This is a genomic window from Pseudomonas sp. CK-NBRI-02, from assembly GCF_008124495.1.
In the GTDB taxonomy this organism is placed as follows: Bacteria; Pseudomonadota; Gammaproteobacteria; order Pseudomonadales; family Pseudomonadaceae; genus Aquipseudomonas; species Aquipseudomonas guariconensis.
Genome location: NZ_VSJH01000006.1, coordinates 410,028 through 435,531, shown reverse-complemented (window position 1 = coordinate 435,531; position 25,504 = coordinate 410,028). Strand labels below are relative to the sequence as shown.

The 25,504-nt window shown below is 63.3% G+C and carries 24 protein-coding genes; 18 read left to right on the top strand and 6 right to left on the bottom strand.

The genetic code is table 11. The features are described from left to right. Positions 1-119 precede the first annotated feature (119 nt). The 15 genes from cobO (at position 120) to DQ397_RS06440 (ending at position 12,659) form a co-directional block, all read left to right on the top strand. The gene (cobO, locus tag DQ397_RS06505; RefSeq protein WP_043215681.1) at positions 120-731 is read left to right on the top strand and encodes a cob(I)yrinic acid a,c-diamide adenosyltransferase; all 612 of its coding nucleotides are present in this window, start codon (positions 120-122) and stop codon (positions 729-731) included. After that, positions 728-2,023 carry a cobyrinate a,c-diamide synthase gene (locus tag DQ397_RS06500; protein ID WP_043215663.1) on the top strand — a complete coding sequence of 432 codons (1,296 nt, stop codon included), beginning with the start codon at positions 728-730 and terminating at the stop codon, positions 2,021-2,023. Before cobO ends, DQ397_RS06500 begins: the two co-directional genes overlap by 4 nt. After that, the gene (gene bluB, locus DQ397_RS06495) at positions 2,020-2,670 is read left to right on the top strand and encodes a 5,6-dimethylbenzimidazole synthase (RefSeq protein ID WP_043215661.1); all 651 of its coding nucleotides are present in this window, start codon (positions 2,020-2,022) and stop codon (positions 2,668-2,670) included. The genes DQ397_RS06500 and bluB overlap by 4 nt, the downstream gene beginning before the upstream one ends. Next, complete coding sequence (cbiB, locus tag DQ397_RS06490; protein ID WP_148921516.1) at positions 2,667-3,575, top strand: adenosylcobinamide-phosphate synthase CbiB; 909 nt, start codon at positions 2,667-2,669, stop codon at positions 3,573-3,575. The genes bluB and cbiB overlap by 4 nt, the downstream gene beginning before the upstream one ends. Beyond that, positions 3,568-4,560: a threonine-phosphate decarboxylase CobD gene (gene cobD / locus DQ397_RS06485; protein WP_148921515.1), complete on the top strand. Its 993-nt coding sequence runs from the start codon at positions 3,568-3,570 to the stop codon at positions 4,558-4,560. The genes cbiB and cobD overlap by 8 nt, the downstream gene beginning before the upstream one ends. After that, positions 4,557-6,011 carry a cobyric acid synthase gene (locus tag DQ397_RS06480; protein WP_043215724.1) on the top strand — a complete coding sequence of 485 codons (1,455 nt, stop codon included), beginning with the start codon at positions 4,557-4,559 and terminating at the stop codon, positions 6,009-6,011. Before cobD ends, DQ397_RS06480 begins: the two co-directional genes overlap by 4 nt. Position 6,012: 1 nt before the next feature. Continuing rightward, positions 6,013-6,534, top strand: coding sequence for a bifunctional adenosylcobinamide kinase/adenosylcobinamide-phosphate guanylyltransferase (cobU, locus tag DQ397_RS06475; RefSeq protein ID WP_043215725.1), 522 nt, complete (start codon positions 6,013-6,015; stop codon positions 6,532-6,534). Further along, positions 6,531-7,586 (top strand): nicotinate-nucleotide--dimethylbenzimidazole phosphoribosyltransferase, encoded by a 1,056-nt coding sequence (gene cobT, locus DQ397_RS06470; RefSeq protein WP_148921514.1) that lies wholly within the window; start codon positions 6,531-6,533, stop codon positions 7,584-7,586. Before cobU ends, cobT begins: the two co-directional genes overlap by 4 nt. After that, positions 7,583-8,152, top strand: a complete 570-nt coding sequence (gene cobC / locus DQ397_RS06465; protein WP_043215726.1) for an alpha-ribazole phosphatase family protein — start codon at positions 7,583-7,585, stop codon at positions 8,150-8,152. Before cobT ends, cobC begins: the two co-directional genes overlap by 4 nt. Position 8,153: 1 nt before the next feature. Next, entirely contained in the window at positions 8,154-8,891 is a 738-nt protein-coding gene (locus DQ397_RS06460; RefSeq protein ID WP_043215727.1) for an adenosylcobinamide-GDP ribazoletransferase, read from the top strand. A 144-nt stretch (positions 8,892-9,035) separates the two neighbouring features. Next, entirely contained in the window at positions 9,036-10,214 is a 1,179-nt protein-coding gene (locus DQ397_RS06455; protein ID WP_080642167.1) for a glycoside hydrolase family 5 protein, read from the top strand. A gap of 54 nt (positions 10,215-10,268) precedes the next feature. Then, the gene (locus DQ397_RS06450) at positions 10,269-10,673 is read left to right on the top strand and encodes a MarR family winged helix-turn-helix transcriptional regulator (protein WP_043215729.1); all 405 of its coding nucleotides are present in this window, start codon (positions 10,269-10,271) and stop codon (positions 10,671-10,673) included. A gap of 64 nt (positions 10,674-10,737) precedes the next feature. Next, positions 10,738-11,940, top strand: a complete 1,203-nt coding sequence (locus DQ397_RS06445; RefSeq protein ID WP_043215730.1) for an MFS transporter — start codon at positions 10,738-10,740, stop codon at positions 11,938-11,940. Next, positions 11,937-12,059 carry a hypothetical protein gene (locus tag DQ397_RS24690; protein ID WP_256664366.1) on the top strand — a complete coding sequence of 41 codons (123 nt, stop codon included), beginning with the start codon at positions 11,937-11,939 and terminating at the stop codon, positions 12,057-12,059. The genes DQ397_RS06445 and DQ397_RS24690 overlap by 4 nt, the downstream gene beginning before the upstream one ends. A gap of 48 nt (positions 12,060-12,107) precedes the next feature. Continuing rightward, a complete protein-coding gene (locus DQ397_RS06440; RefSeq protein ID WP_043215731.1) occupies positions 12,108-12,659 on the top strand; it encodes a glutathione peroxidase in 552 nt (183 codons plus the stop codon). A 105-nt stretch (positions 12,660-12,764) separates the two neighbouring features. Here the strand turns inward: DQ397_RS06440 and DQ397_RS06435 are convergent, their stop codons facing one another. From DQ397_RS06435 to DQ397_RS06425, 3 genes are all read right to left on the bottom strand, one after another. After that, on the bottom strand, positions 12,765-14,042 hold the full coding sequence (locus tag DQ397_RS06435) for an OmpP1/FadL family transporter (protein ID WP_043215732.1): 1,278 nt from the start codon (positions 14,040-14,042) through the stop codon (positions 12,765-12,767). A 147-nt stretch (positions 14,043-14,189) separates the two neighbouring features. Continuing rightward, positions 14,190-14,672: a hypothetical protein gene (locus DQ397_RS06430; RefSeq protein WP_070572996.1), complete on the bottom strand. Its 483-nt coding sequence runs from the start codon at positions 14,670-14,672 to the stop codon at positions 14,190-14,192. A 249-nt stretch (positions 14,673-14,921) separates the two neighbouring features. Further along, positions 14,922-15,146 carry a hypothetical protein gene (locus tag DQ397_RS06425; RefSeq protein WP_043215552.1) on the bottom strand — a complete coding sequence of 75 codons (225 nt, stop codon included), beginning with the start codon at positions 15,144-15,146 and terminating at the stop codon, positions 14,922-14,924. A 952-nt stretch (positions 15,147-16,098) separates the two neighbouring features. On the opposite strand from DQ397_RS06425, the gene DQ397_RS06420 reads away from it, so the two are divergent. Both DQ397_RS06420 and rmuC read left to right on the top strand, forming a co-directional pair. Continuing rightward, on the top strand, positions 16,099-16,518 hold the full coding sequence (locus DQ397_RS06420; protein ID WP_043215564.1) for a tetratricopeptide repeat protein: 420 nt from the start codon (positions 16,099-16,101) through the stop codon (positions 16,516-16,518). 244 nt (positions 16,519-16,762) lie between these two features. Further along, on the top strand, positions 16,763-18,148 hold the full coding sequence (gene rmuC, locus DQ397_RS06415; RefSeq protein ID WP_178113779.1) for a DNA recombination protein RmuC: 1,386 nt from the start codon (positions 16,763-16,765) through the stop codon (positions 18,146-18,148). Here the strand turns inward: rmuC and DQ397_RS06410 are convergent. Together DQ397_RS06410 and DQ397_RS06405 are read right to left on the bottom strand one after the other, a co-directional pair. Next, entirely contained in the window at positions 18,120-21,596 is a 3,477-nt protein-coding gene (locus tag DQ397_RS06410; protein WP_043215555.1) for a PAS domain-containing hybrid sensor histidine kinase/response regulator, read from the bottom strand. The two genes, rmuC and DQ397_RS06410, sit on opposite strands and share 29 nt — an antisense overlap. A 167-nt stretch (positions 21,597-21,763) precedes the next feature. Next, entirely contained in the window at positions 21,764-22,954 is a 1,191-nt protein-coding gene (locus DQ397_RS06405) for an MFS transporter (protein WP_043215557.1), read from the bottom strand. Between the two features lie 206 nt (positions 22,955-23,160). Here DQ397_RS06405 and DQ397_RS06400 point away from each other — a divergent pair, with 206 nt between their 5' ends. Continuing rightward, positions 23,161-25,035: an MFS transporter gene (locus DQ397_RS06400; RefSeq protein WP_090343623.1), complete on the top strand. Its 1,875-nt coding sequence runs from the start codon at positions 23,161-23,163 to the stop codon at positions 25,033-25,035. 17 nt (positions 25,036-25,052) lie between these two features. Here the strand turns inward: DQ397_RS06400 and sugE are convergent, their stop codons facing one another. Beyond that, entirely contained in the window at positions 25,053-25,370 is a 318-nt protein-coding gene (gene sugE, locus DQ397_RS06395) for a quaternary ammonium compound efflux SMR transporter SugE (RefSeq protein WP_043215559.1), read from the bottom strand. Positions 25,371-25,504: the final 134 nt, after the last annotated feature.

Genomic DNA, 25,504 nt, shown 5'->3' with positions numbered 1-25,504 from the left:
CGGAGGGTGATGCGCGGTGCACCGTGGCCTTCTGCCGCGGCCTCTGCGCGTTCTCCGTCTGCCTGTCTATCGACCTGTCGTCGCCTTCCGTGCGCGTCGACAGCTTGCGGAGAATCCTGATGAGCGAATCCACCGAACGCGACGAACGCCACCTGGCGCGCATGCAGCGCAAGAAGGCGATCATCGACGAGCGCATCGCCAATGCCCCCAATGAATGCGGCCTGCTGCTGGTGCTCACCGGCAATGGCAAAGGCAAGAGCAGCTCGGCCTTCGGCATGCTCGCCCGCGCCATGGGGCATGGCATGCAGTGCGGCGTGGTGCAGTTCATCAAGGGCCGCGACAGCACAGGCGAAGAGCTGTTCTTCCGCCGCTTCCCCGAACAGGTGCGCTACCACGTCATGGGAGAGGGCTTCACCTGGGAGACCCAGGATCGCCAACGTGACATCGCCGCCGCCGAAGCCGCCTGGGCGGTGTCGCGCCAGCTGTTGCAGGACCCTTCGGTACAGTTCGTGGTGCTGGACGAGCTGAACATCGCCCTCAAGCACGGCTACCTGGACCTCGACCAAGTGCTGTCGGATCTGCAGGCCCGCCCGCCGATGCAACACGTGATCGTCACCGGCCGCGCCGCCAAGCCCGAAATGATCGAGCTGGCCGACACCGTCACCGAGATGGGCGTGATCAAGCACGCCTTCCAGGCTGGCATCCGTGCCCAGAAGGGCGTGGAGCTATGAGCCAGCCCCGGCATTGTCCGGCGGTGCTGATCGCGGCACCCGCTTCTGGCCAGGGCAAGACTACTGTCACCGCTGCCCTGGCGCGCCTGCACCGCAACCTTGGCCGTAAGGTCCGAGTGTTCAAGTGCGGGCCAGATTTTCTCGACCCGATGATCCTCGAGCGCGCCAGCGGCGCGCCGGTGTACCAACTCGACCTGTGGATGATCGGGGCTGACGAGAGTCGGCGTCTGCTCTGGGAGGCGGCAGGCGATGCCGACCTGATCCTGATCGAAGGGGTCATGGGGTTGTTCGATGGCACGCCATCGAGCGCGGACCTTGCGCGCCACTTCGGCGTACCAGTGCTCGCGGTGATCGATGGCACAGCCATGGCGCAGACCTTCGGCGCCCTGGCCCTGGGCCTTGCGCACTACCAGCGCGACCTGCCCTTTGCCGGCGTGCTGGCCAACCGGGTCGGCAGCCTGCGTCATGCACAGTTGCTCGAAGGCAGCCTCACTGAAGGCTTGCGCTGGTATGGCGGGCTGTCCCGCGAGCGCGGCATCGAGCTGCCCAGCCGTCACCTGGGATTGGTCCAGGCCAGTGAACTCAACGATCTGGACCTGCGCCTGGACGCCGCTGCTCAGGCCCTGGGCGAAAGCTGTGATGCCGCCTTGCCGCCCCCGGTGGTATTCGCCGCCCCCACAACTGCACAGGCGCTGCCGTCCCTGGCGGGTGTGCGCATTGGCGTGGCCCGGGATGAAGCCTTTGCCTTCACCTATGGCGCCAACCTCGATTTGCTGCGTGCGCTGGGTGCGGAGTTGGTGTTTTTCTCTCCTGTACACGATCAGGCGTTGCCGTCCGTGGACAGCCTTTACCTGCCTGGCGGCTATCCCGAACTGCACCACCACGCCCTGGCCAGCAACGCGCCGATGCGCGAGGCGATCCGCGCCCATCATGCCCAGGGCAAGCCTTTGCTGGCCGAATGCGGCGGCATGCTCTATTTGCTCGACGCCCTGACTGATGTGGCAGGCGAGCGCGCCGAGTTGCTGGGTCTGCTGCCGGGTGAAGCGGTGATGCAAAAGCGCCTGGCTGCCCTTGCCCTGCAAGCGGTGGAATTGCCGGAGGGCACCTTGCGCGGCCACACCTATCATCACTCCTTGACCGAGACGGCGCTCGAGCCGATCGCCCGAGGCCAGAGCCCCAACGGTGGGCGCGGCAACGAGGCGGTCTATCGGATCGGGCGCCTGACTGCGTCGTACGTACACTTCTATTTCCCCTCCAACCCCGACGCGACGGCGGCGCTGCTGCGACCATGAGCGAACATGCCTTTTCCGCTGCCGAGCGCGCCGCGGTCTACCGCGCTATCGGCGAGCGTCGCGACATGCGCCATTTCGCAGGCGGCGAGGTCGCGCCCGAGCTGCTCGCCCGCCTGCTGGCCGCTGCCCATCAGGCGCCCAGTGTCGGGTTGATGCAGCCTTGGCGCTTCATCCGCATCAGTGATCGCGCCTTGCGTGGCCAAGTCCAGGCGCTGGTGGAACAGGAGCGAGCCTGCACCGCCCAGGCCCTTGGAGAGCGCTCCGATGAATTCATGAAGCTCAAGGTCGAAGGTATCCAGGATTGTGCCGAGGTATTGGTGGCGGCACTGATGGACCACCGCGAAGCGCACATCTTCGGCCGCAGGACCTTGCCGGAGATGGACCTGGCATCGCTGGCCTGCGCCATTCAGAACCTTTGGCTGGCAGCCCGTGCCGAGGGCCTGGGCATGGGGTGGGTGTCGTTGTTCGACCCGCAGGCACTGGGCGATCTGCTGGGCATGCCGGCGGGCGCCAAGCCGATGGCCGTGCTGTGCCTGGGGCCAGTGGTCGAGTTCTACCCGGCGCCAATGCTGGTGCTGGAGCAATGGGCCCAGGAGCGGCCGCTGAGTGAAATGCTCTATGAGAACCATTGGGGAGAGCGGCAATGAGCGTGGCTTTGCTGACTGTGGCCGGGGTGGCCCTGGATGCCTTGCTGGGCGAGCCGAGACGGCGTCATCCGCTGGTGGGGTTCGGCAACTTCGCCGCGCGCCTGGAGCAGCGGCTGAACGCGGGCGGTCGGGGTTGGCGCAGCCATGGCGTCAGTGCCTGGCTGCTTGCCGTGGTGCCGTTGACTCTGCTGGCGCTGGTGCTCTCCTGGTTGCCCTTTATCGGCTGGCTGGTGGATGTGCTGGCGCTGTATTGCGCCCTGGGGCTACGCAGCCTGGGCGAGCATGTTCAGCCGGTGGCTGAAGCTCTGCGTCGGGGGGATCTGGACGAGGCGCGGCGGCGGGTGGGGTATCTGGTGAGCCGTGAAACCCGCGAGCTGGACGAGCCCGCCGTGGCCCGCGCCGCCACCGAATCGGTACTGGAGAACGGCAGTGATGCGGTCTTTGCGGCGTTGTTCTGGTTTGTCGTGGCCGGTGCGCCCGGGGTGGTGCTGTATCGCCTGAGCAATACCCTCGATGCCATGTGGGGCTATCGCAATCAACGCTTCGAACGCTTCGGCTGGGCCGCGGCGCGTATCGACGATGTCCTGAACTACATTCCAGCCCGGCTGGTGGCGCTGACCTACGCGCTGCTGGGCAAGACCCGCCTGGCCCTGGCCTGCTGGCGCAACCAGGCGCCGTTGTGGGACAGCCCGAATGCCGGCCCGGTGATGGCAGCGGGTGCAGGTGCCCTGGGTGTCGAGCTGGGCGGACCTGCGGTGTACCACGGCGAGTTGCACGAGCGTGCGCGCCTGGGGAAGGGGCCTGTGGCCGACGCCGAGGCCATCGAACGCGGTTGGAGCCTGGTGCAGCGCGGGGTATGGCTGTGGTTGCTGGTGATCTGCCTGGGAGCGTATTGGAATGCTTGAACATGGTGGTCGTCTGCTGCGCGCAGTGCGGCAGTACGGCATTGCCCGTGAACACTGGCTAGACCTTTCCAGCGGCATCGCCCCGTGGCCCTACGCCATCCCGGCGATTGCGGTGGAGGCTTGGGCGCGCCTGCCCGAGGTCGAAGATGGCCTGGAGCAGGCAGCGCGCACCTACTATGGCGTCGACAGCCTGCTGGCGGTGGCCGGCTCCCAGGCGGCGATCCAAGGCTTGCCGTCCCTGCGGCCCGCCGGACGGGTTGGCGTGCTCGCGCCTTGCTATGCCGAGCACCCTCACGCCTGGCGGCGTGCAGGACACCAAGTGGTCGAACTGGCCGATGAGCAGGTCGAACAGGCCCTGGACAGCCTCGATGTGCTGGTGCTGGTCAACCCCAACAACCCTACGGGGCGGTGCGTACCGCGCGAGCGCTTGCTCGACTGGCACGCTCGCCTGACGCGTCGTGGCGGTTGGTTGTTGGTCGACGAAGCCTTCATGGACAACACCCCCGCCCAGAGCATCGTTGATTGCGCCGATCGCGCTGGCCTGATCGTGTTGCGCTCGTTCGGCAAGTTCTTTGGCTTGGCGGGGGTGCGACTAGGCTTCGTCATGGCCGAGCAGGCCCTGTTGCAGCGCTTGGCCGAACTGCTCGGACCCTGGACCATCAGCGGACCGACGCGGGTTTTGGGGCAGTCTTGCTTCAATGACGCAGCGGCCCATCGCACCCAGACCAGCCGTTGTGCTCAAGCCAGTCAGCGTCTGGCGGCGCTGCTCGAAGAGGCGGGGCTGATGCCCAGCGGCGGCTGCGATCTGTTCCAGTACGTGCGTACGCCGCGAGCCGCGCACCTGCATGAGTTTCTCGCCCGTCGGGGCATCCTGGTGCGGCTGTTCGAACAGCCTCAGGCCGTGCGTCTGGGGCTACCGGCCAACGAAGCGGACGAACAGCGCCTGCGCCAGGCGCTGGCGCAATACCAGAAGGAATCGGCATGACCACGCTCATGGTGCAAGGCACCACCTCCGATGCCGGCAAAAGCACGCTGGTCACCGCCTTGTGCCGCTGGCTGTTGCGCCAAGGCATCGGTGTGGTGCCGTTCAAGCCGCAGAACATGGCGCTCAACAGCGCGGTGACTGCCGACGGCGGCGAGATCGGTCGCGCCCAGGCGGTACAGGCCCAGGCGTGCCGCCTGGCGCCACACACCGACATGAACCCGGTACTGCTCAAACCCAACAGCGACACCGGGGCCCAGGTGATCGTCCATGGCCGTGCCGTCACGTGCATGAATGCCGTGGCCTACCACGACTACAAGGCCATCGCCATGCAAGCGGTGCTGCAATCCCACCAGCGCCTGAGCTCCGCCTATCCGGTGGTGATGGTCGAGGGCGCGGGCTCGCCGGCGGAAATCAACCTGCGTGCGGGTGATATCGCCAACATGGGCTTTGCCGAAGCGGTGGACTGCCCAGTGATTCTGGTGGCGGATATCAATCGTGGCGGTGTGTTCGCCCACCTGGTCGGTACCCTGGAGCTGCTGTCGCCGAGCGAGCAGGCGCGGGTCAAGGGCTTCGTCATCAATCGTTTTCGCGGTGACATCGCCTTGCTGCAGCCGGGCCTGGACTGGCTGGAGCAGCGCACCGGCAAGCCGGTACTGGGCGTGTTGCCGTACGTGACCGACCTGCATCTGGAAGCCGAGGATGCCATCGATGCACGGCAGGCGACCCAGGCCGGGCGCCTGTTCAAGGTGATCGTCCCGGTGTTGCCGCGCATCAGCAATCACACCGACTTCGACCCGCTGCGCCTGCACCCGCAGGTCGACCTGCAGTTCGTCGGCCCTGGTCAGCCGATCCCTGCGGCGGACCTGATCATCCTGCCCGGCTCCAAGAGCGTGCGGGGCGATCTGGCGCAATTGCGCGCGCGCGGCTGGGACACTGCCATCGCCCGGCACCTGCGCTATGGCGGCAAGCTCATCGGTATCTGTGGCGGGCTACAGATGCTCGGCCGTGAAGTTCACGATCCGCTTGGCCTGGAAGGCCCAGCAGGCTCGAGCCCGGGGTTGGGTCTGCTGGATTACGTCACGCAGCTGGAGGCTGAAAAGCAACTGCGTAACGTACGCGGCACCCTGAGCCTGGAGCAGGCTGAGGTAGGGGGATATGAAATCCACGCAGGCGTCACCCGCGGCCCGGCCCTGGAGCACCCCGCCGTGCACCTGGAAGATGGCCGTTGTGACGGCGCGATCAGCGCCGACGGACAGGTGCTCGCTACCTACCTGCACGGCCTGTTCGAGGGCAGCCACTCGTGTGCGGCGCTGCTGCGTTGGGCCGGGCTGGAAGACGCCCAGACCATCGACTACGACGCCCTGCGCGAGCGGGACATCGAGCGCCTGGCCGACCTCGTGGAACAACACCTGGACACCGCGCGCCTGCGCCAACTGTGTGGAGTCGCCTGACATGCGCAACCTGATCCTGGGCGGTGCCCGCTCCGGCAAGAGCCGCCTGGCCGAGCAATTGGCCCAGGCCAGCGGCCTGCCGGTGACCTACATTGCCACCAGCGAGCCGCTGGACGGTGAGATGAACGAGCGCGTGCAACTGCATCGCCAACGTCGCCCCGCCGATTGGGGGCTGATCGAAGAGCCCTTGGCCTTGGCCAGCGTGCTGCGTGCCGAAGCCGCCGAAGGGCGCTGCCTGCTGGTGGACTGCCTGACCCTGTGGCTGACCAACCTGCTGATGCTGGACGACGACACACGCCTGGCCCAGGAGCGCGATGCGCTGCTCGAATGCCTGCAGACACTGCCAGGCACCATCATCCTGGTCAGCAACGAAACCGGCCTGGGCGTGGTGCCCATGGGCGAGCTGACCCGTCGCTATGTCGACCAGGCCGGCTGGCTGCACCAGGCGGTGGCCGAGCGCTGCGAGCGCGTGGTACTGACGGTGGCTGGCCTTCCTCTCATGCTCAAAGGACCCTCCCTATGACTCAACCCTGGTGGCGTGACGCCTGCCAACCCCTCGACAGCGCCGCCATGGAGCAGGCCCGTGCCCGTCAGCAGCAACTGACCAAGCCGGCCGGCTCACTCGGTCAACTGGAAGGCCTGGCTGTGCAACTGGCGGGCCTGCAAGGCTGTGAACGGCCGACCCTGGAACGGGTGGCCATCACGATCTTCGCAGGTGACCACGGGGTGGTGGAGGAGGGCATCTCCGCGTATCCACAAGCGGTGACCGGCCAGATGCTGCGCAATTTCGTCGGGGGGGGCGCTGCGATCAGCGTACTGGCGCGCCAACTTCAGGCCACTTTGGACGTGGTCGATCTGGGCACCATTGACCTTGAGCTTGCCTTGCCTGGGGTACGCCATCTGCGCCTGGGCGCCGGCACGGCCAACTTCGCCCGCCAACCGGCGATGACCGAGGCGCAATGGCAGGCGGCGCTCGCTGCCGGGCGCGACAGTGCGTTGCGTGCCGCCGAACAGGGCGCCACGTTGTTCATCGGTGGCGAAATGGGCATCGGCAACACCACCGCCGCAGCTGCGTTGGCCAGTGTCCTGTTGGAGTGCTCGGCGCAGGCCCTGAGCGGTCCAGGTACCGGTCTGGATGCTGTCGGCGTGCGGCACAAGGCGCAGGTGATCGAGCGTGCCCTGGCGCTGCACGGCTTGCGTGCCGACGACCCTCTGCAGGCCCTGGCCTGTGTCGGTGGTTTTGAAATCGCCGCGCTGGTCGGTGCTTATCTGGCCTGTGCCCAGCAGGGGGTGGCGGTGTTGGTGGACGGCTTCATCTGCAGTGTCGCTGCCCTGGTGGCGGTGCGCCTGAACCCTGACTGCCGACCTTGGCTGCTGTTCGCTCACCAGGGCGCGGAACCGGGACATCGGGCCTTGCTCGAAGCGCTGCAAGCGACCCCCTTGCTCGCCCTCGGCTTGCGACTGGGCGAGGGCAGCGGTGCGGCATTGGCCGTGCCGCTGATGCGTCTGGCCTGCGCCTTGCACGGGCAGATGGCGACCTTCGCCGAAGCCGCCGTGGCGGATCGCTCGGTATGAGGCTCGACCTGCTGCGCCACGGCGAAACCGAATTGGGCGGTGGCCTGCGCGGTAGCCTGGACGACGCCTTGACCGAGCGCGGTTGGGCACAGATGTGCGAAGCGGTAGCCGAGGCGGGGCCCTGGGACGTGCTGGTCAGTTCCCCCCTGCGTCGCTGCGCACAGTTTGCCGATGAGCTCGGCACGCGACTGGCGCTGCCGGTGCAACGCGAAGCTGGCGTGCGTGAGCTGCACTTTGGGGATTGGGAAGGGCGCAGTGCCGCGCAGATCATGCAGGAACAAGCGGATGACCTGGGGCGCTTCTGGGCCGACCCGTATGGCTACACGCCGCCCAATGGCGAGCCAGTGAGTGCATTTGCCGAGCGGGTGCTCGCGGCCGTCGACGACTTGGCCAGGCAGCATCAGGGCAAGCGCGTACTGCTGATCACCCATGGCGGCGTGATGCGGCTGCTGCTGGCACGTGCCCGCGGCCTGCCGCGTGAACAGCTGCTTCAAGTCGAGGTCGGGCACGGGGCGTTGCGGCGCCTGCACCTGGCGAGCGATGGCCAACTGCGAGAGGAGGGCTGAAGTGCTGCCGTTCTGGATCGCCCTGCAGTTTCTCAGCAGTTTGCCGGTGCGCTTGCCGGGGATGCCGGAGCCTCGGCAGATGGGCCGTTCGTTATTGTTTTACCCGGTGATCGGTCTGCTGTTCGGCCTGCTGCTGTGGTTGGCCAGTCAGTGGCTCGCAGGTGTCGCCGCGCCCTTGCACGCGGCCTTGCTGCTCACACTGTGGGTGCTGCTCAGTGGTGCGCTGCACCTGGATGGCCTGGCCGACACCGCCGACGCGTGGCTGGGGGGCTTTGGTGATCGCGAGCGCACCTTGCAGATCATGAAGGACCCACGCAGCGGACCGATTGCTGTCGTTACTGTGGCGTTGGTGCTGTTGCTCAAGTTCTGCGCTCTCTGGGTGCTGGTGGAGCGCGACGCAGGTGCCTGGCTGGTATTGGGCCCGGTGGTCGGGCGCGCTGCCTTGCTGGGGCTGTTCATGGGCACCCCTTATGTGCGCCCGGGAGGGCTTGGACAAGCGCTGGCCGATCACCTGCCCAGACAGGCGGCGGGTTGGACGCTGGTTGGCAGTGCGCTGGTCTGCGTGCTGCTCGGTGGCTTGACGGTACTTTGGGTGCTGCTGGTGTCGGTCGTGGTCTTTTTCTGGATTCGTCACCTGATGTGCCGGCGCCTGGGCGGGACAACAGGGGACACCGCCGGAGCCCTGTTGGAGCTATTGGAGCTGACGGTGGTATTGGGGCTGGCGTTGTCTGGGCATTGAGGTCTCTGTTGTCAAAGCTGGACTTTTCGCGTGCAAAGGCCTGACACAACGACACCATGCAACTTCCCGCAATGTTGCTGAACGGTTTCCCTGGCGAGGCGGGCGTATGCTCACGGGCCGACCCATGCATCAGGGAGCCCTCGCATGCGCCACTGGATGTTCGCCAGCCTCTTGGCGCTGGCAAGCCTGCCGGCCAACGCTGCAGACCTCATCGATTTCTGGAACAGCCCCCGCCATGGCGGCAACAGTTTCAACCGTTTGCCTCCCGATCGATCCTACTTCCAGGCATTGAGTGGCTACGGCGCCACTTGGGTACGGTTGTCTTACGACAAGTGGAAGCCTCAGGGGCGTGATTTCCTGCTCGGCGATGCTGACGCCTACAAGGGGCTTTCGCCCCAAGACCTGGCGCAGTTGAAGTCCGTGCTGGACAACGCCCACGCCGCGGGACTGAAGGTTGTGATCGCCCCGCTTTCGTTGCCGGGCATGCGCTGGTCACAAAACAACCAAGGCCAGTTCGACGACCGGCTCTGGCGGGACAAACGCTACTGGACCCAGGCGGCAACCTTTTGGCATGACCTTGCCCAAGAACTGAAAGATCACCCCGCCGTGGCGGCCTACAACTTGATCAACGAGCCGGCGCCAGAGCGCCATGGCGGCCTGGCCGAGCATGCCGAGCTGCAACGTATGCAGCAGTGGTACGCCGGTGAGCAGGGCGGCCCGCGTGATTTGCCGGCCTTGTATCGCGAGCTGGTCGCGGCAATTCGTGAGGTGGATGCGACCACCCCGATCATGGTCGATGCCGGCTGGTACGCAGCAGCCGATGCCTTCGGCTATTGGCCGACGGCGTTGCCAGATCGGCGAGTGCTCTACAGCGTGCATATGTACGAGCCCTATTCGGCTACCAGTGCGCCGAATATGGCGCGCAAGCAGCCGATTCCCTATCCGGGGCCGGCACCCTTCGGCGGCAAGCGTGAACGATGGGATGGTGAACGGGTAGCGGCTTATCTTCAAAAGCCGCTGGATTGGGCGGATGCGGTGGGGGTTCCCCGCTCTCGTCTGGTGGTGGGGGAGTTCGGCTGCATGCGCCGACTGGCCGGGTGCAAGCAATACCTCGAGGATGTCCTCACTGTCTTGGACAAGCAGCAACTGCACTGGGCCTTCTACAGCTTCCGGGAAGACAACTGGGACGGCATGGACTACGAACTGGGCGCGGCCAAGGTGCCCTGGCGCTACTGGCAGGCGATCGAAAAGGGTGAGCCTGATCCGCTGGCGCGCCAGGCTACGGCTGAGTTCGAGCCGATTCGCCGGCGGTTGGCGCCATAACATCAGCTTTGAAATTTATTGCAACATTTCGGTTGCGGGTATATACACGCATTCATGCTGACCAGTGAATGCATCTGTACCCATCTTCGCCGAGCCGCCCGTGGAGTGAGCCGGCACTACGACGAAGCCCTTGCCGGCTTCGGGGTCAATGTCGCGCAGTTTTCCCTGCTACGTCACCTGCAGCGGCTCGATCGGCCAAGCATCACCACCTTGGCCGAAGCCATGGGCCTGGATCGCAGCACCCTAGGGCGCAACTTGCGCGTACTGGAGGCTGAAGGGCTGGTGAAACTGTCCGATGGCGACGACCAGCGCAATCGCCTGGTGCTCCTGAGTGCGGCTGGCGAAGCGTTATTGCGCGCTGCGCATCCCGCATGGGAACAGGCTCAGCGGAAATTGATCGAGCGATTGGGCGAAGGGCAGCGGGACGTGCTGATTGGGCTGCTGGAACGCCTGGCCTGATGTTTTACAACTAAAAGTGGGTATATACCCGCATGAACCTTGCGATGTGCTGGAGAGAACGACGATGACCTCGGTATGGCGAACCAGCGGGTGGGTATTGTTGGGGGCGGCGCTGATTCTGGCGTTGTCCCTGGGGGTGCGGCATGGCTTTGGCCTGTTCCTGGCGCCCTTGAGTGCCGAGTTCGGCTGGGGGAGGGAAGTGTTCGCCTTTGCCATCGCCCTGCAGAACCTTATCTGGGGTCTGGCCCAGCCGTTTGCCGGAGCCTTGGCTGACCGCTTGGGCGCCGCGCGGGTCGTGATCATCGGCGGGATTCTCTACACCGTTGGGCTGGTATTGATGGGCATGGCCGACTCGGCTTGGTCGCTCTCGCTCAGCGCCGGTCTGCTGATCGGCATTGGGCTGTCTGGCACATCCTTCTCGGTCATTCTCGGTGTTGTGGGACGCGCGGTCCCGGCGGAAAAACGCAGCTTGGCCATGGGTATCGCCAGTGCCGCCGGCTCATTCGGCCAATTTGCCATGCTGCCGGGGACGCTCGGCCTGATCCAGTGGTTGGGTTGGTCGGCGGCCTTGCTGGTACTGGGCTTGCTGGTGGCCTTGATCGTGCCGTTCGTGGGCCTGTTGCGTGATCGACCACTTCCGAATCACGGTACCGAGCAGACACTCGGCCAGGCGCTGCGCGAGGCGTGTTCGCATTCAGGGTTCTGGTTGCTGGCGCTGGGCTTTTTCGTCTGCGGTTTCCAAGTGGTGTTCATCGGCGTACATCTGCCGGCCTACCTGGTGGACCAGCATCTGCCGGCGACCACCGGCACCACCGTGCTGGCGTTGGTCGGGCTGTTCAATATCGTCGGCACCTACACCGCCGGTTGGTTGGGCGGGCGCATGTCCAAACCGCGTTTGCTCACGGGCTTGTACCTGTTGCGGGCGGTGGTGATCGTGTTGTTCCTGTGGGCGCCGGTGACTCAGGTCAGTGCTTATCTGTTTGGCATCGCCATGGGGCTTTTGTGGTTGTCCACGGTCCCGCTGACCAATGGCACCGTGGCCACTGTGTTCGGTGTACGTAACCTGTCCATGCTCGGTGGCATCGTCTTCCTGTTCCATCAGTTGGGCGCCTTCCTCGGTGGTTGGCTGGGCGGCGTGGTGTACGACCGTACCGGCAGCTACGAGCTGGTCTGGCAGATCTCGATTCTGTTGAGCGTGTTGGCCGCTGCCTTGAACTGGCCCGTGCGCGAGCGTCCTGTGGCACGCCTGCAGGCCCAGCCGGCATGAACCGCTCCCTGACGCGTGGGTTGCTGGCAGCGGGCGCGCTCGTGCTGCTGGCGCTGGCGTGGTGGGGCTGGCATGAGGGTGGTCTGGCGTTGATGCAGTTGGGCATGGGTGTTTGTTAGGCGCTACCCTGCAGGTAACGGATTTTCATCTTGCAGGAGTGCCGTACGATGTCTTTACGCAGGTTTACCCTTTCGTTACTGGTTCTTGCCGCCGCTTCGTCCAGTTGGGCGGCCGATTGCCCCGCCTTGCTGCAAGGTAGCCTGCCCGAACTGCGTGGCAAGGAGCAGATCGATTTGTGCGAGCGCTTTGCCGGCAAACCGCTGGTGGTGGTCAATACCGCCAGCTATTGCGGTTTTGCCCCGCAGTTCGAGGGCTTGGAATCGACCTACAAGGCTTACCACGAAAAGGGCCTGGAAATGCTCGGCGTGCCTTCGAACGACTTCAAGCAGGAAGATGCCGACAGTGAGAAGACCGCCAAGGTGTGCTACGCCAACTATGGCGTGACCTTCACCATGACCAAGGCCCAGGCTGTGCGTGGCAAGGATGCGGTGCCCTTGTTCGTTGAGTTGGCGCGTCAGAGCAGTGCGCCGAAATGGAATTTCTACAAATACGTGATCGATCGCCAGGGCAAGGTGATCGCCAACTTCTCCAGCCTGACCAAGCCTGACGACCCCGCCTTCCAGGCAGCGATCGAAAAAGCCATCGCTTCCCAGCCATGATGTTCAGTGCGCGTGGGGTCGTTGATCCCACGTTGGCCGAGCCTTGGTTGGTACAGGCATGAAAAAACCGCCACGAGGGCGGTTTCTTCATGTAGCGGGTGCAACTCAGAAGCGGTAGGTGAGGGATGCACCGATGCCGTGAGCGCTGTTTTCGTACTTGGCCTGGTAGCTGCCCTTCAAAGCGCCTTCCTGCAGGGAGTCCGGACGATTGTTGACCTTGGTGTCTTCTTCCCACAGGTAGGAGTAAGCCACGTCGATGGTCATGTCGTCGTTCGGGCTCCAGCCAGCACCGAAGCTGACCGCCTTGCGATCGCCAGTCGGGATACGTGGCGAACGGTCGTGGTTGTTGGTTGGCGACTGGTCGACGGAGAAGCCTGCGCGCAGGGTCCACTCCTTGTTCACCTTGTAGGCTGCGCCAATGGCGTGGGCCCAGGTGTCGTGCCAGTTCTGCTCTTCGGTGATGGTCTTGAGCGGATAGCCTGCGGGAGCCTCGTTCTCGACGGTAATGTTTTCCAGACGGCTCCAACGAGTCCAGGTGCTACCGGCATACAGCGTCCAGTTGTCATCCAGTTCGTGAGTAATCGAGAAATCTACCGACTCAGGGGTCTTGATCTTCAGACTGGCGTCGAACTTGCCGCTCAGGCCGATGGGCAGAGGGTATGAAACGCGGGTGTTGCCTTCGAGCTTGTAGTCGACCATCGAATGGTAGGTCAGGCCCAGGCGGGTGCGATCAGTGGCCTGTACCAGTACACCGATGTTGTAGCCCACGGCGGTATCGTCGCCCTTGATCTTGACTTCGCCATCGCGAGAGCCCGGGCCAGCAAAGGCCTGGCTGCTGAGGTTCGAACCCAGTTCACCCTTGATGCGGTTGATGGTCGGGCCAAAGCCAATCGACACCTTGTCGTTGAATGCATAGCTGACGGTCGGCTGGAATGTTACGACCTCGACTTTGCTCTTCTTGCCCCAGTAACGTGCGGCATCATCTCCACCGTAGTCGGTGATCAGGCCGAAGGGTACATACACACCGAAGCCTACGCTCCAGTGGTCATCGATCGGCTTGACGTAGTAACCCATTGGTACGCCGACGGTTGGCACCATGTCACCGTCAGTCTCACCCCCGTAGTTACTTCCGCGACCCGAGATATCGGTCTTGGCGATGACGGCAGCACCGCCGACGGTAACTTGTTCACGCTTCAGGCGCGACATGCCGGCAGGGTTGCCATAGACAGTGCTGGCATCTTCGGCAGAAGACGAACGCCCTGCGAAACCTGTCCCCATACCGCTGACGCTTTGTTCGTTGAGGGCGAAACCTGCTGCGAACAGTTGGCTGGATGCGAGGGCGACAGCTACACCGAGGGAGGTTTTGAGCATTGCTTTTTTCATTATTGTGAAACTCCTTGGGTTCTCCGGGGCGAAAAGCTACCAACAATTTACGTGCTGCGCTATAGGCTCAATCGCAGCAGTTCGTGTAGTTTTGTAGGACAATCCGACCAAAATTCCCTTTTTTCCGGTTAATTTGTAAGGCACCTCTTAAGATGCTTCCGAAAGAATGGGGTTCACACAAAGATGCCAAGCGTGGGTGAAATCGCGCAGGCGCCCTTGGGGGTGGAAGATTTGGCGCCAGATGCGCGCCAGTCCCAACAGGTCATCGGCAGCTGGCAATCGAGGGGCCTGCTCTTCGATGAGCATCCAGGCGATTGCGGTGGAATAACGCAGGTTGACTGCAAGTTCTAGATGAGGACCGCGAAGGAATGCATGCTGGCTGGCCAGGCCGCGGACCAGGCTCGCCAGATCCGGATCGCGTGCCAGGTAGTCGTCCCAGAGGGCCTGATGTCGAGTTTCGCCGATTCGGTAGAGGCCGTGACCACGCCTGTCGTGCAATGCCGAGCCGAGTGCCGACTGGCTAGCGGCCACGCCCAGCAGCAAGGCTTCGGCGCTTTCGCAATGACGATCCAGGTAGATCAGGGTCGGTCGGATCACATACTGACACAACTCTTTCGCTGCGATGCCCATGATGCCCTCGATCAGTTAAGGGCCGACGGGCGCTGGAGCTTGGCAGCTGGTGAATTGATCAGGCCCGCCGGAAGCGGCTCGCACCGCTCGAGTTGAAGTGTAGTGTGATAATCGTGGTGTAAAGGGCTGTTTTTAAATCGATTGCTGCCGGACGCCTCGGCGTATATGCCTTGTAGCAATTACGCCAAGAACGATCAGGCTGGCAAGCGAAGGGGTTACCGAGCGTGTGAATACATGGGTATATGTCGTTCACGCGGCCAACGACTGGCGAGTGCGCTCGATGATGGCCTGCAGCGGCGCGCTGCGGTTGTACTGCTCAGGGTACAGGCGTTCGGTATGGCATGCGACGCCATGCTCGTCGACCAGAGTGAAACTGAAGCTGCCCTTGCGAGGTGCGACGATGAGGCACTTCAAGGGGGCGAAGGCCTGGGACAGGGTGCCGATGGCGGATTGGATCTGATGATGAGTATTCATATTGTTTGGATGTTCCTGCATTTAACACGGGGTTCGATCCGTGCATCTTAGAAACGTTCCAGTGACGCCTTTATTAAGGGACGAAGAACCTGACTGGAACAGGGCAGCCAGAGGAGGCGCAAGCAAATGTGGGCGCTGGGCTGACTGGTAGGTACATCAGAAGGCGGGCAAGGCACGCCAGGGCCAAGGTTCGAGGCCTCTGGGTGAAAAATCCCGATCAATCTGTTACGTGATTCGTGATGGAGCAGCGGGGCTGCCTGGGAATCATCGAAAGGGCCGGTCCTGGTTTCAGCAATGGCTACTCGTTGGGTCGAGCGAGGCACTGCAAGGACACTGTTGGCCAGAATTGACTTTCAGCTGGGTACTAACGGTGAGCACCCTACCCTAAACATCTGTACCTGGCAAGCGATTTCGTGTTTTACCAGGCGAGCCGAGCAGTATGGCGTTTAATTGACTGACTGTGAAGTGGGGCGCAGACCGGCCGTGGGGACGATGCCTACACCGGTGGCATCCAAATGGCTGTAAATCGCTCACTTGTGCACACACTGACAACGACTTGTAACAACTTGGCAACAGCCTACGGGAGCCTCGCCAATGACTTGACTGTGCGCTTAAGTCAATGAAAAAAAACACTAATTTTTGCTGGTGAAAAAATCGACAGTTTGACCAAAAGCCCCATTTCATGGGGCTTTGCGGCCACGTCGGGGGGGTTGTCCACCGAGTTATCCACAGCTTCTGTGGATTGTCCCGAGCGCTTGCTCTAGGACGGGCGTGCCAGCTGTTTTTCGAATTGTCCGACAATCATGAGGCAGCCCAGTAGTGCTACCATGGCTTCAAAAAACGTCAAGAAAAGATCGTAGAAATTTTTTTTACTTCGCCTCAAAAGCACCGGGTCATCCGAATAAAAAAAGAGTACAGTGGCGCGCCTCTCGAGTTGCCTTCGCTGTTGGTCATGAAGTTTCGCGGTAAACACCTCGCCAGTCCCCCTGTCTCTTCGTCAGAGCCTTATTCCAAGCGCTTTTCCTTGAAAGTCGCCCTGTGGCTGCTCGACAGTCCACGCCTGGGGGACAAGACGCACGTCAAGCACCTGGCCGGCCGCCTGTTGAAGCAACCCGCGCGCCAGGGCGTGGTAGTGGCCCAGAGCCGCCTGGGGCAGATGCTTTGCCGGGAGTGCGGCAATGCCCGCGACCGGCGCATCGGTCATGACCTGTTGCGCCAGGCTGCGCGCGCGGGCGATCGTCGTGCGCAACTCGAATATGGTCGCCTATGTCAGGCCAGCGAGCCGGAGCAGGCCCGTTATTGGTTGGAGTTGGCGGCAGGGCAGGGGTCGCAAGAGGCGCGGCGGTTGCTCCGACAGCTGCTTCCGGTTTGAGTGCCTATCGCAGGAGAGTCATGCTACGCCCGCGATGGAGCAGGCTTTACCCTTGTGGCAGGAGCGGTAAAGCCACCCAAAGCATCAACTGGTAAGCTCACGGCATTGTCGAACATCGATTGGAGTCGCTATGGCAGTGGATCTTGCCAGTATCCTGCTGGGCCTCGTCGCCGCAGCCGTCCCTTGCCTGGGTTGGGCATTGCAGTTGCAGCGACAACTGTCGGCCAGGCAATCGGAACTGGCGTTGGTGCAAGAGCGCCTATCCAGCGCCCAACTTGCCCACGAAGGTCTGCAAGCGCAACTGGAGGCTTGCCGTGATGAGATCAGCGACTTGAGCGAGGCGAACGTGGTCAAGCAGACCACCTTGGCGGCCCAGGCCCGAGAACTCGAGTTATTGCAGATCGATCGCGACAACGCCCGTGATGCCGCCCACGCCTGGCAGCTCGAGCGGGCCAATCGTGAAGCCGAGCAGCGTCGCCTGGAGGCCCAGGCCGCACGCCTGGAGGCAGAGCTGCGGGAACAGCAGGAAAGCCACCAACAGCGTCTCGAAGACCTGCAGGAGGCGCGCGATACCTTGCGTGCCCAGTTCGCCGAGATGGCTACCAAAATCTTCGATGAGCGTGAACAACGTTTCACCCAGACCAGCCAGCAGCACCTGGGCCAATTGCTCGACCCACTCAAGGAACGCATCCAGGCGTTTGAGAAGCGCGTTGAGGAAAGCTACCAGCAAGAGGCGCGCGAGCGCTTTTCCCTGGGCAAGGAGCTCGAGCGCCTACAGCAGCTCAACTTGCGCCTGTCGGATGAAGCCACGAACCTGACTCAAGCCTTGAAGGGCCAGAAGACCCAGGGCAACTGGGGGGAGCTGATTCTCGAGCGGGTGCTGGAGCATGCGGGGCTGGAGAAGGGGCGGGAGTACCAAACCCAGGTCAGCCTCAAGAGTGCCGACGGGGAGCGTTACCAGCCCGACGTGCTGATCATGCTGCCAGGCAACAAACAGGTCGTGGTCGATGCCAAAGTCAGCCTCACGGCCTACCAACAGTTTGTGGCTGACACCGATGCCGAACGCGCCCAGGCTGCCCTCAAGCAGCACGTTCAATCCCTGCGCAGTCATGTCAAAGGGCTATCGAGCAAGGATTACAATCGTTTGGACGGTTTGCACAGCCTGGATTTCGTCCTGCTGTTCGTGCCCATAGAAGCGGCGTTCTCGGCAGCCTTGCAGGCCGAGCCCAACCTGTTCCAGGAAGCCTTCGATCGGCAGATCGTGATTGTCAGCCCGACCACCTTGCTGGCGACTTTGCGGGTCATAGACAGCCTGTGGAAGCAGGAGCGCCAGAGCCAGAATGCGCGGGAAATCGCCGAGCGAGCCGGGTGGCTGTACGACAAGTTCGTCTTGTTCATCCAGGACCTGGACGAGCTGGGCAGTCGCCTGCAGCAGGTGGACAAGGCCTATGCCGCTGCGCGCAACAAACTGTGCGAAGGTCGCGGCAACCTGGTCAGCCGCAGCGAGCAACTCAAGCTGCTTGGCGCCCGGGCCAGCAAAAGTCTGCCGGGCGAATTGCTCGAGCGGGCGCTTGCCGAGGGCGTGCCGGCTGGCGAAGCGCTTACTGAACCAGGCTCAGATGGCGATTGAGCAAGGCGCGCAAGGCCGCCGGCTTGACTGGTTTGGCCAGGTAATCGAGGCCGGCGGCGTGCACCATGGCGATGGTTTCGTTGCGCCCGTCCGCGCTGATCACCACGCCAGGCACCGGCTCGCCCAGGCGGGTGCGTAGCCAGGCCATCAGCTCGGTACCGGTCTCGCCATCGTCCAAGTGGAAATCCACCAGCGCCAGGTGCGGGCGCATGCCTTGGGCCAGCAACGCTTCGCATTCCTCGCGGTTGCGCGCTGTCCAGACCTGGCAGCCCCAGCGGCTGAGCAGGCTGTTCATGCCCAGGAGAATGCTGTCTTCGTTGTCCACGCACAGCACCTGCAAGCCGGCCAGGGGCTGGCTGACCTGTTCCACGGGCGCGCGGGTCTCGGGCGCCGGGGCCCGGGCGATCGGCACGCTGACCCTGAAGACACTGCCCTTGCCTGGCCAGGAGCGCACTTGCAGTGGATGCCCCAGGACCCGGCACAGGCCATCGGCGATTGCCAGGCCCAGGCCCAGGCCTTTTTCAGCGCGGGTCTGGTGGCTGTCCAGGCGCTTGAATTCTTGAAAGATCACCTGCAACTTGTCGTCGGCGATACCCGGGCCTCGATCCCAGACCTCCAGCCACAGGCGCTCGCCCTGGCGGCGCACGCCGAGCAGCAGCGGACTCTTGCCGTATCGTAGGGCGTTGGTCAGGAAGTTCTGCAAGACCCGTCGCAGTAGTTTCATGTCGCTCTCGACCCGCAGCCGGCTGCCCCGCAGGCGGAACTCCAACCCCTTCTCCGCCGCCAGCACCTTGAATTCGGTACCCAGGGTATCGAACAGTTCGTTGAGGGCGAACGGCTTGGGATCGGGCGTGATCTTGCCGTTTTCCAGCCGTGAGATGTCCAGAAGGTCGCTGATCAGTTCCTCCGCCGAGCGCAGAGAGCTGTCCATGTGCTGCACCAGTTGCCGGGCCTCTTCGTTCATGCCTTCAGCCTGTTGCGACAGGGCGGCGGAGAACAGCCGCGCAGCATTGAGCGGCTGCATCAGGTCATGGCTGACCGCGGCCAGGAAGCGGGTCTTGGACTGACTGACCGCTTCGGCACGGCTCTTGGCTTCCGTTAACGCCTGGTTGAGCTGGGAGAGTTCTTGGGTCCGTTCGGCTACCCGTTGCTCCAGGCTTTCGTTGGCATCCTTGAGCGCCTGTTCGGCTTCGCGGAAGGGCGTGATGTCGGTGAAGCTCATGACAAAGCCCCCGCCTGGCATGGGGTTGCCGATCAACTCGATGACCCGGCCATTGGGGAACAACCGCTCGGAGGTGTGTGCTCGGCCCTGGCGCATCCAGTGCAGACGGCGTGCGACATGCACCTGCGCCTCGCCAGGGCCGCACAGGCCGCGTTCGGCGTTGTAGCGGATGATGTCGGCGATTGGCCGTCCCACGCTGATCAGCCCGTCGGGGTAGTTGAACAACTCCAGGTAGCGGCGGTTCCAGGCCACCAAGTGCAGGTTCTGGTCCACCACGCTGATGCCCTGGTTGATGTTCTCGATGGCGCCTTGCAGCAGGGCGCGGTTGAACTGCAGCACCTCGCTGGCTTCGTCGGCGATGCGCACCACGTCTTCAAGCTGCATCTCGCGGCCTTCGATGGCCGCCTTGACCACTGCGCGGGTCGAAGAGGTGCCAAGCACACCCGCCAACAGCCGCTCGGTGTGCTCGATCCAGTCGCCGTCGGCGTTCTGGTTGGGGTTGAAGCCCTTGCCCTGGCGATAGGCGAAACGAATGAAGCTCTGTCGCGCCCGCTCTTCGCCCACAAAGCGCGCAGCCAGCTTGAGCAGATCGTCGATCTGTACCGCCAGCAGCGACCGGTTGCTGGGCCTGGCGCTGCTCTGTTGACCGATGAAGCGGCCTGCCTGCCAGTGCTCCGAGACGCGTGTGCGCGACAGGATCGAGACCCAGGCGAACAGGATGAAATTACCCGCCAGGGACAGCACCACACCCTGGGTCAGTGGGGTGATCGGCAGTTTCAGCGGGTTGCCGTGCAGCCAGGCAAGGCCGGGGAACAGTTGCAGCGACCATCCCAGGCTGTGGGCGGCGATCGGCAGCACCAAGGTGTAGAACCATAGGAATATCCCGGCCGCGAGGCCTGCGAATACGCCGCGGCGGTTGGCCTGCTTCCAATACAGCGCCCCCAGCATGGCTGGCGTCAATTGGGTTACGGCGGCGAAGGCGATCTGGCCGATGGTCGCCAGGCTCGCGGTGGAACCCAGCAGACGGTAGCTGACATAGGCCAGCAGGAGAATGGCGACGATGGTCACTCGGCGCACCGAGAGCATCCAGTGGCGGAACGCCTCGAACGGCCGTTCGGCGTTCTTGCGACGCAGCAGCCACGGCAACAGCATGTCGTTGGATACCATGGTCGACAAGGCCACCGCCTCGACGATGACCATGCCGGTGGCGGCCGATGCACCGCCGATGAACGCCAGCAATGCCAGGCTCGGGTGGGCCTCGGCCAAGGGCAGGCTGATGACGAAGGAGTCGGAGATCACCGTGCCTGGCAGCAACATCTGCCCGGCCAGGGCGATCGGTACCACGAACAGCGCGGCCAGGGCTAGGTACAGGGGGAACACCCAGCGGGCCATGCGCATGTCCTGGGGCTCGATGTTTTCCACCACAGTGACATGGAACTGGCGGGGTAGGCAGATGATGGCCATCATCGCCACGGCAGTCTGCACCACCATCGAAGGCCAGTTGACGGTTTCCTGCCAGTAGGTTTCCAGATGCACCGACTGTCGCGCCTGAGTGAACAGATCATCGAAGCCGTCGTACAGATTGAACACGACGAACGCGCCAACGGCGAGGAAGGCCAGCAGCTTGACCAGAGATTCGAAGGCAATCGCCAGGACCATCCCCCGGTGGTGTTCGGTGACGTCAAGGCTGCGCGTGCCGAAGACGATGGCGAACAATGCCAGCACCAGCGAAATCACCAGTGCGGTGTCCTGCACTCGGGGGCCAGTGGCGTCGGCGTTGGCACCGATCAGCAGATTGACACCGAGCACGATGCCCTTGAGCTGCAAGGCGATGTAAGGCAGCACGCCGACCAGGCAGATCAGCGCCACCACCACCGCCAGCGACTGCGACTTGCCGTAACGTGCAGCGATGAAGTCGGCAATCGAGGTAATGTTCTCTTGCTTGCTGATCAGCACCATCTTCTGCACCACCCAGGGCGCGAAGACCAGCAGCAGCACAGGCCCCAGATAGATGGGCAGGAACGCCCAGAGCTGTTCGGCAGCCTGGCCGACCGCGCCGAAGAAGGTCCAGCTTGTGCAGTACACCGCCAGCGACAGGCTGTACACCCAGGCGCGCAGGCGTGGCGGCAATGGCGTGCTGCGACGGTCGCCATAGAAGGCGATGGCGAACATGATGGCCATATAGGCCAGGGCGACCACGGCGATCAGCCCACTGGACAACGACATGCAAACTCCGGAGCAAAAAAGGAAACGCGGTCTCGATCAATCAGTCTGGCACGCAGTCTGGGGTTCGTCAGCGCAGACGATGGTCGCAGTGGCAGGACGCCGCAGGCCTGGGCTTTGTCACGACCCTGTCGGCGCCGGCTTGGCGCAGCAGGGGGCGTATTAAGGCGTCATGGCCGCTCCATCGCACCCCTTGTCCCCAGGTAATAGAACCCTGCCGCCAGTATCACCGACAACACCAGCAGGTAGAAGATCGCCACCGGCACCATCAGCCCCAGGGCGAATCCGACGAGCACAGGTCCCAGGGCCGCGCCGAGGTTGGAGAGGTTCTGCGCGCCATAATAGACCCCGCGCAGGTGCTCCGGCGCGATCAGGTCGATGAACATGTATTCGGCCGGAATCACGATGATCTCGCCCAAGGTGAACACCAGCATCGCCAGGCACCAGGCCATGACCGAGCCTGCCAGGGAAAAGCCCAGCAGACCGAGAACGAACAGTGTCATGCCGGCCATCAGCCAAGGCATCAGGCGCTGGCGGTCGATGCGGCGGCCCACCAGGTACTGCAGTGCGATCACCGTGGTGGCGTTGGTGGTCACAAGGTACCCCACCAACCTCGCTGCCTCGCTGGCGCTGGCGGTGACCACCAGGTATTGGGAGAGGTAGGCGGTGAACTGCCCGAACACCACGGCACTGAGCACGCCGCCTAGGGTGAAACACACCAGCCGACGGTCCCGCGCCAGTTGCAGACCGACCTGGGCAAAGCCGGCGCCGGGCTGGCGTGGCTCGCTTATCTTCAGTTGTCGCTCGCCCAGGCGCTGGTACAAAAGGGCCATGCCCAAGCCGATCGCTGCGGACACTACAAAAGGCAGGTGATCATTCAGCTCGAGCAGGGCCACCCCGAGCAGAGGGCCTGCTGCATAGGCGATGTTGCTCAAGGTGTACTTTATGGCGAATACCTCGGCCCGCTCGGACACTGGCAGTAATGTGCAAAAGCCTGCCTTGGCGGCGATGTCGACCACCGCCAGGGCCAGGTTGATCAGCACCAGGCACAGGAAGAACAATGCGGCCCAGCGGCTGGCGATGGCGCCGACGAAGGCCAGGGCGAACGTCAGCATGGCGCCGATCAGCAGGGCATAGTTGCTCAGGGTGTCGACCAGATGTCCGCCATACAGGCTCAGCAATGACGCCAGGATCAGCGCGCCGCCGATCAGCAGCCCGATGTGGCTGACCGGCAACTGGAAGTTGTCCGCCAGGTAAACCACCAGGTAAGGCAGGGTGATCGCCCGGGCCAAGGTCAGTGCGAACGTGATCGCAAGCAGCAGGCGCACAGGGGTGGGGTAGCGATGGAGGGCGGCGAGCATCGGACATCCTTGTTGTCGAGTAGTGCCAGTGGCCAAGCATAAGGACAGGCACACGGTTTGTCGTGTGTCCGGTGGAGGAGGGCGTGGCGGTCGCAAATAGCCGCACGCATTCTTCCGGTTGCCAGCGAGCCCCATTCCCATGCAGATTTGTGGCTTCTCGCGCTGTGCGTGCCTCCAATGAAAAAGCCCAATCAGGTACACGGACGATGAGTCACCCCTCGCAATTCACCCTGCTCGGCAAGCGGCGTTTTCTGCCGTTCTTCATTACCCAGTCGTTGGGTGCCTTCAACGACAATCTGTTCAAACAGTCGCTGATCCTGGCGATCTTGTACAAGCTCAGCCTGGAGGGCGATCGCTCGATTTGGGTCAATCTCTGCGCGCTGCTGTTCATCCTGCCGTTCTTTCTGTTCTCGGCACTGGCCGGGCAGTTCGGCGAGAAGTTCGCCAAGGATGCGTTGATCCGCGCGATCAAGTTGGCAGAGATCGTCATCATGGCCATTGGCGCGACCGGATTTGTCACCGGACACCTGCACCTGATGTTGCTGGCGTTGTTCGCGATGGGCACCCATTCGGCGCTGTTCGGCCCGGTGAAGTACTCGATCCTGCCCCAGGCTTTGCGTGAAGAGGAACTGGTCGGCGGAAATGGCCTGGTGGAAATGGGCACCTTCCTGGCGATCCTGGCCGGAACCATCGGGGCTGGGGTGATGATGTCCTCTGGCAGTTATGCTGCTGTGGTCGCAGGGGGAGTGGTCGGCACCGCGGTGCTCGGCTACCTGGCCAGCCGCTGGATCCCTCGGGCGGCCGCCGCTGCCCCGCAGATGAAGCTGGACTGGAACATCTTCAAGCAATCCTGGGCCACCTTGCGCCTGGGGCTGGGGCAAACGCCAGCGGTGTCGCGCTCGATCGTCGGCAACTCCTGGTTCTGGTTCGTCGGTGCCATTTACCTGACCCAGATCCCGGCCTATGCGAAGGACTGGTTGCACGGCGATGAGACCGTGGTGACGCTGGTGCTGACGTTGTTCTCGGTGGGTATCGCCTTGGGGTCGCTGCTCTGTGAGCGTTTGAGCGGGCGCAAGGTGGAGATCGGCCTGGTGCCGTTCGGCTCCTTCGGCCTGACCCTTTTCGGCCTGCTGTGGTGGTGGCACTCGGGCGATGTGCCGGCAGGGGAGGTGCCCCATGACTGGCTGGCGCTGCTTGGCATGGGCCAGGCTTGGTGGATCCTGCTTTCGATCGTGGGCCTGGGGGTGTTCGGTGGCTTCTATATCGTGCCGCTGTACGCCTTGATCCAGGCGCGTACGCCCGAAGACCAGCGGGCCCGGGTGATCGCTGCCAACAACATCCTAAATGCGCTGTTCATGGTGGTCTCGGCGATCATCACCATCGTGCTGTTGAGCGTGGCAAAACTGAGTATCCCTCAGCTGTTTCTGGTGGTGTCGTTGCTCAACGTCGCGGTCAACGCCTATATCTTCCGCATCGTGCCCGAATTCACCATGCGTTTCCTGATCTGGCTGCTCAGCCACTCCATGTACCGCGTCGAACATCGGGACCTGCAGTGCATCCCCGATGAGGGCCCGGCGTTGCTGGTGTGCAACCATGTGTCTTTCGTCGATGCACTGCTCATCGGCGGCGCCATTCGCAGGCCGATACGCTTTGTCATGTACTACAAGATCTATAACCTCCCGGTGCTCAATTTCGTGTTCCGCACCGCCGGGGCCATCCCCATCGCCGGACGCAGCGAAGACGAGGCCACCTATGAGCGCGCCTTTGCGCGAATTGCCGAGTACCTGGCCGATGGCGAACTGGTCTGCATCTTCCCTGAAGGAAAGCTGAGCGCCGATGGCGAGATAGATGTATTCAAGGGAGGGGTGAGCCGCATCCTGCAGGAAACACCCGTGCCGGTGATTCCGCTGGCCTTGCAAGGGCTCTGGGGCAGCTTCTTCAGCCGCGATCCGAACAAGGGCTTTTTCAAGCGTCTTTGGTCGAGGGTGACGTTGGTGGCTGGCGCCGCCATCCCGGTGGAGGCGGCGCAGCCCAATGCACTACGCGAGAAGGTCAGTGCCCTGCGTGGCGATGTGCGTTGAGTGATGAGGGCGCAAGGTCAGCTAGTGCTGACCTTCAGGCCGATCAGGCCAGCGATGATCAGTGCAACACTGATTAGGCGCATGATCGCCATGGATTCGCCGAACAGGATGATGCCAGCGATGACGGTGCCGACGGCGCCGACGCCGGTCCATACGGCATACGCCGTGCCCAGCGGCAGCTCCTTCATGGCCAGACCCAGCAGGCCCAAGCTCACGGCCATGGCGGCAACAGTCAGTGCGGTGGGGAGTGGACGGGTGAAACCGTCGGTGTACTTCAGGCCTACGGCCCAGCCGACTTCGAACAGGCCAGCGAAGAACAGGATGATCCAGGACATGGTGGGTCTCCATCGTTGTTAAGGATGGGGCCGTCCCCCTGAATGATCACGCAGAGCGTCGTGAGGTCGTCCTCACAGTGCGCACTATACTGCCCATTTCCAGAAAACAGGGCAAGTCCGACGGACTCACGGTG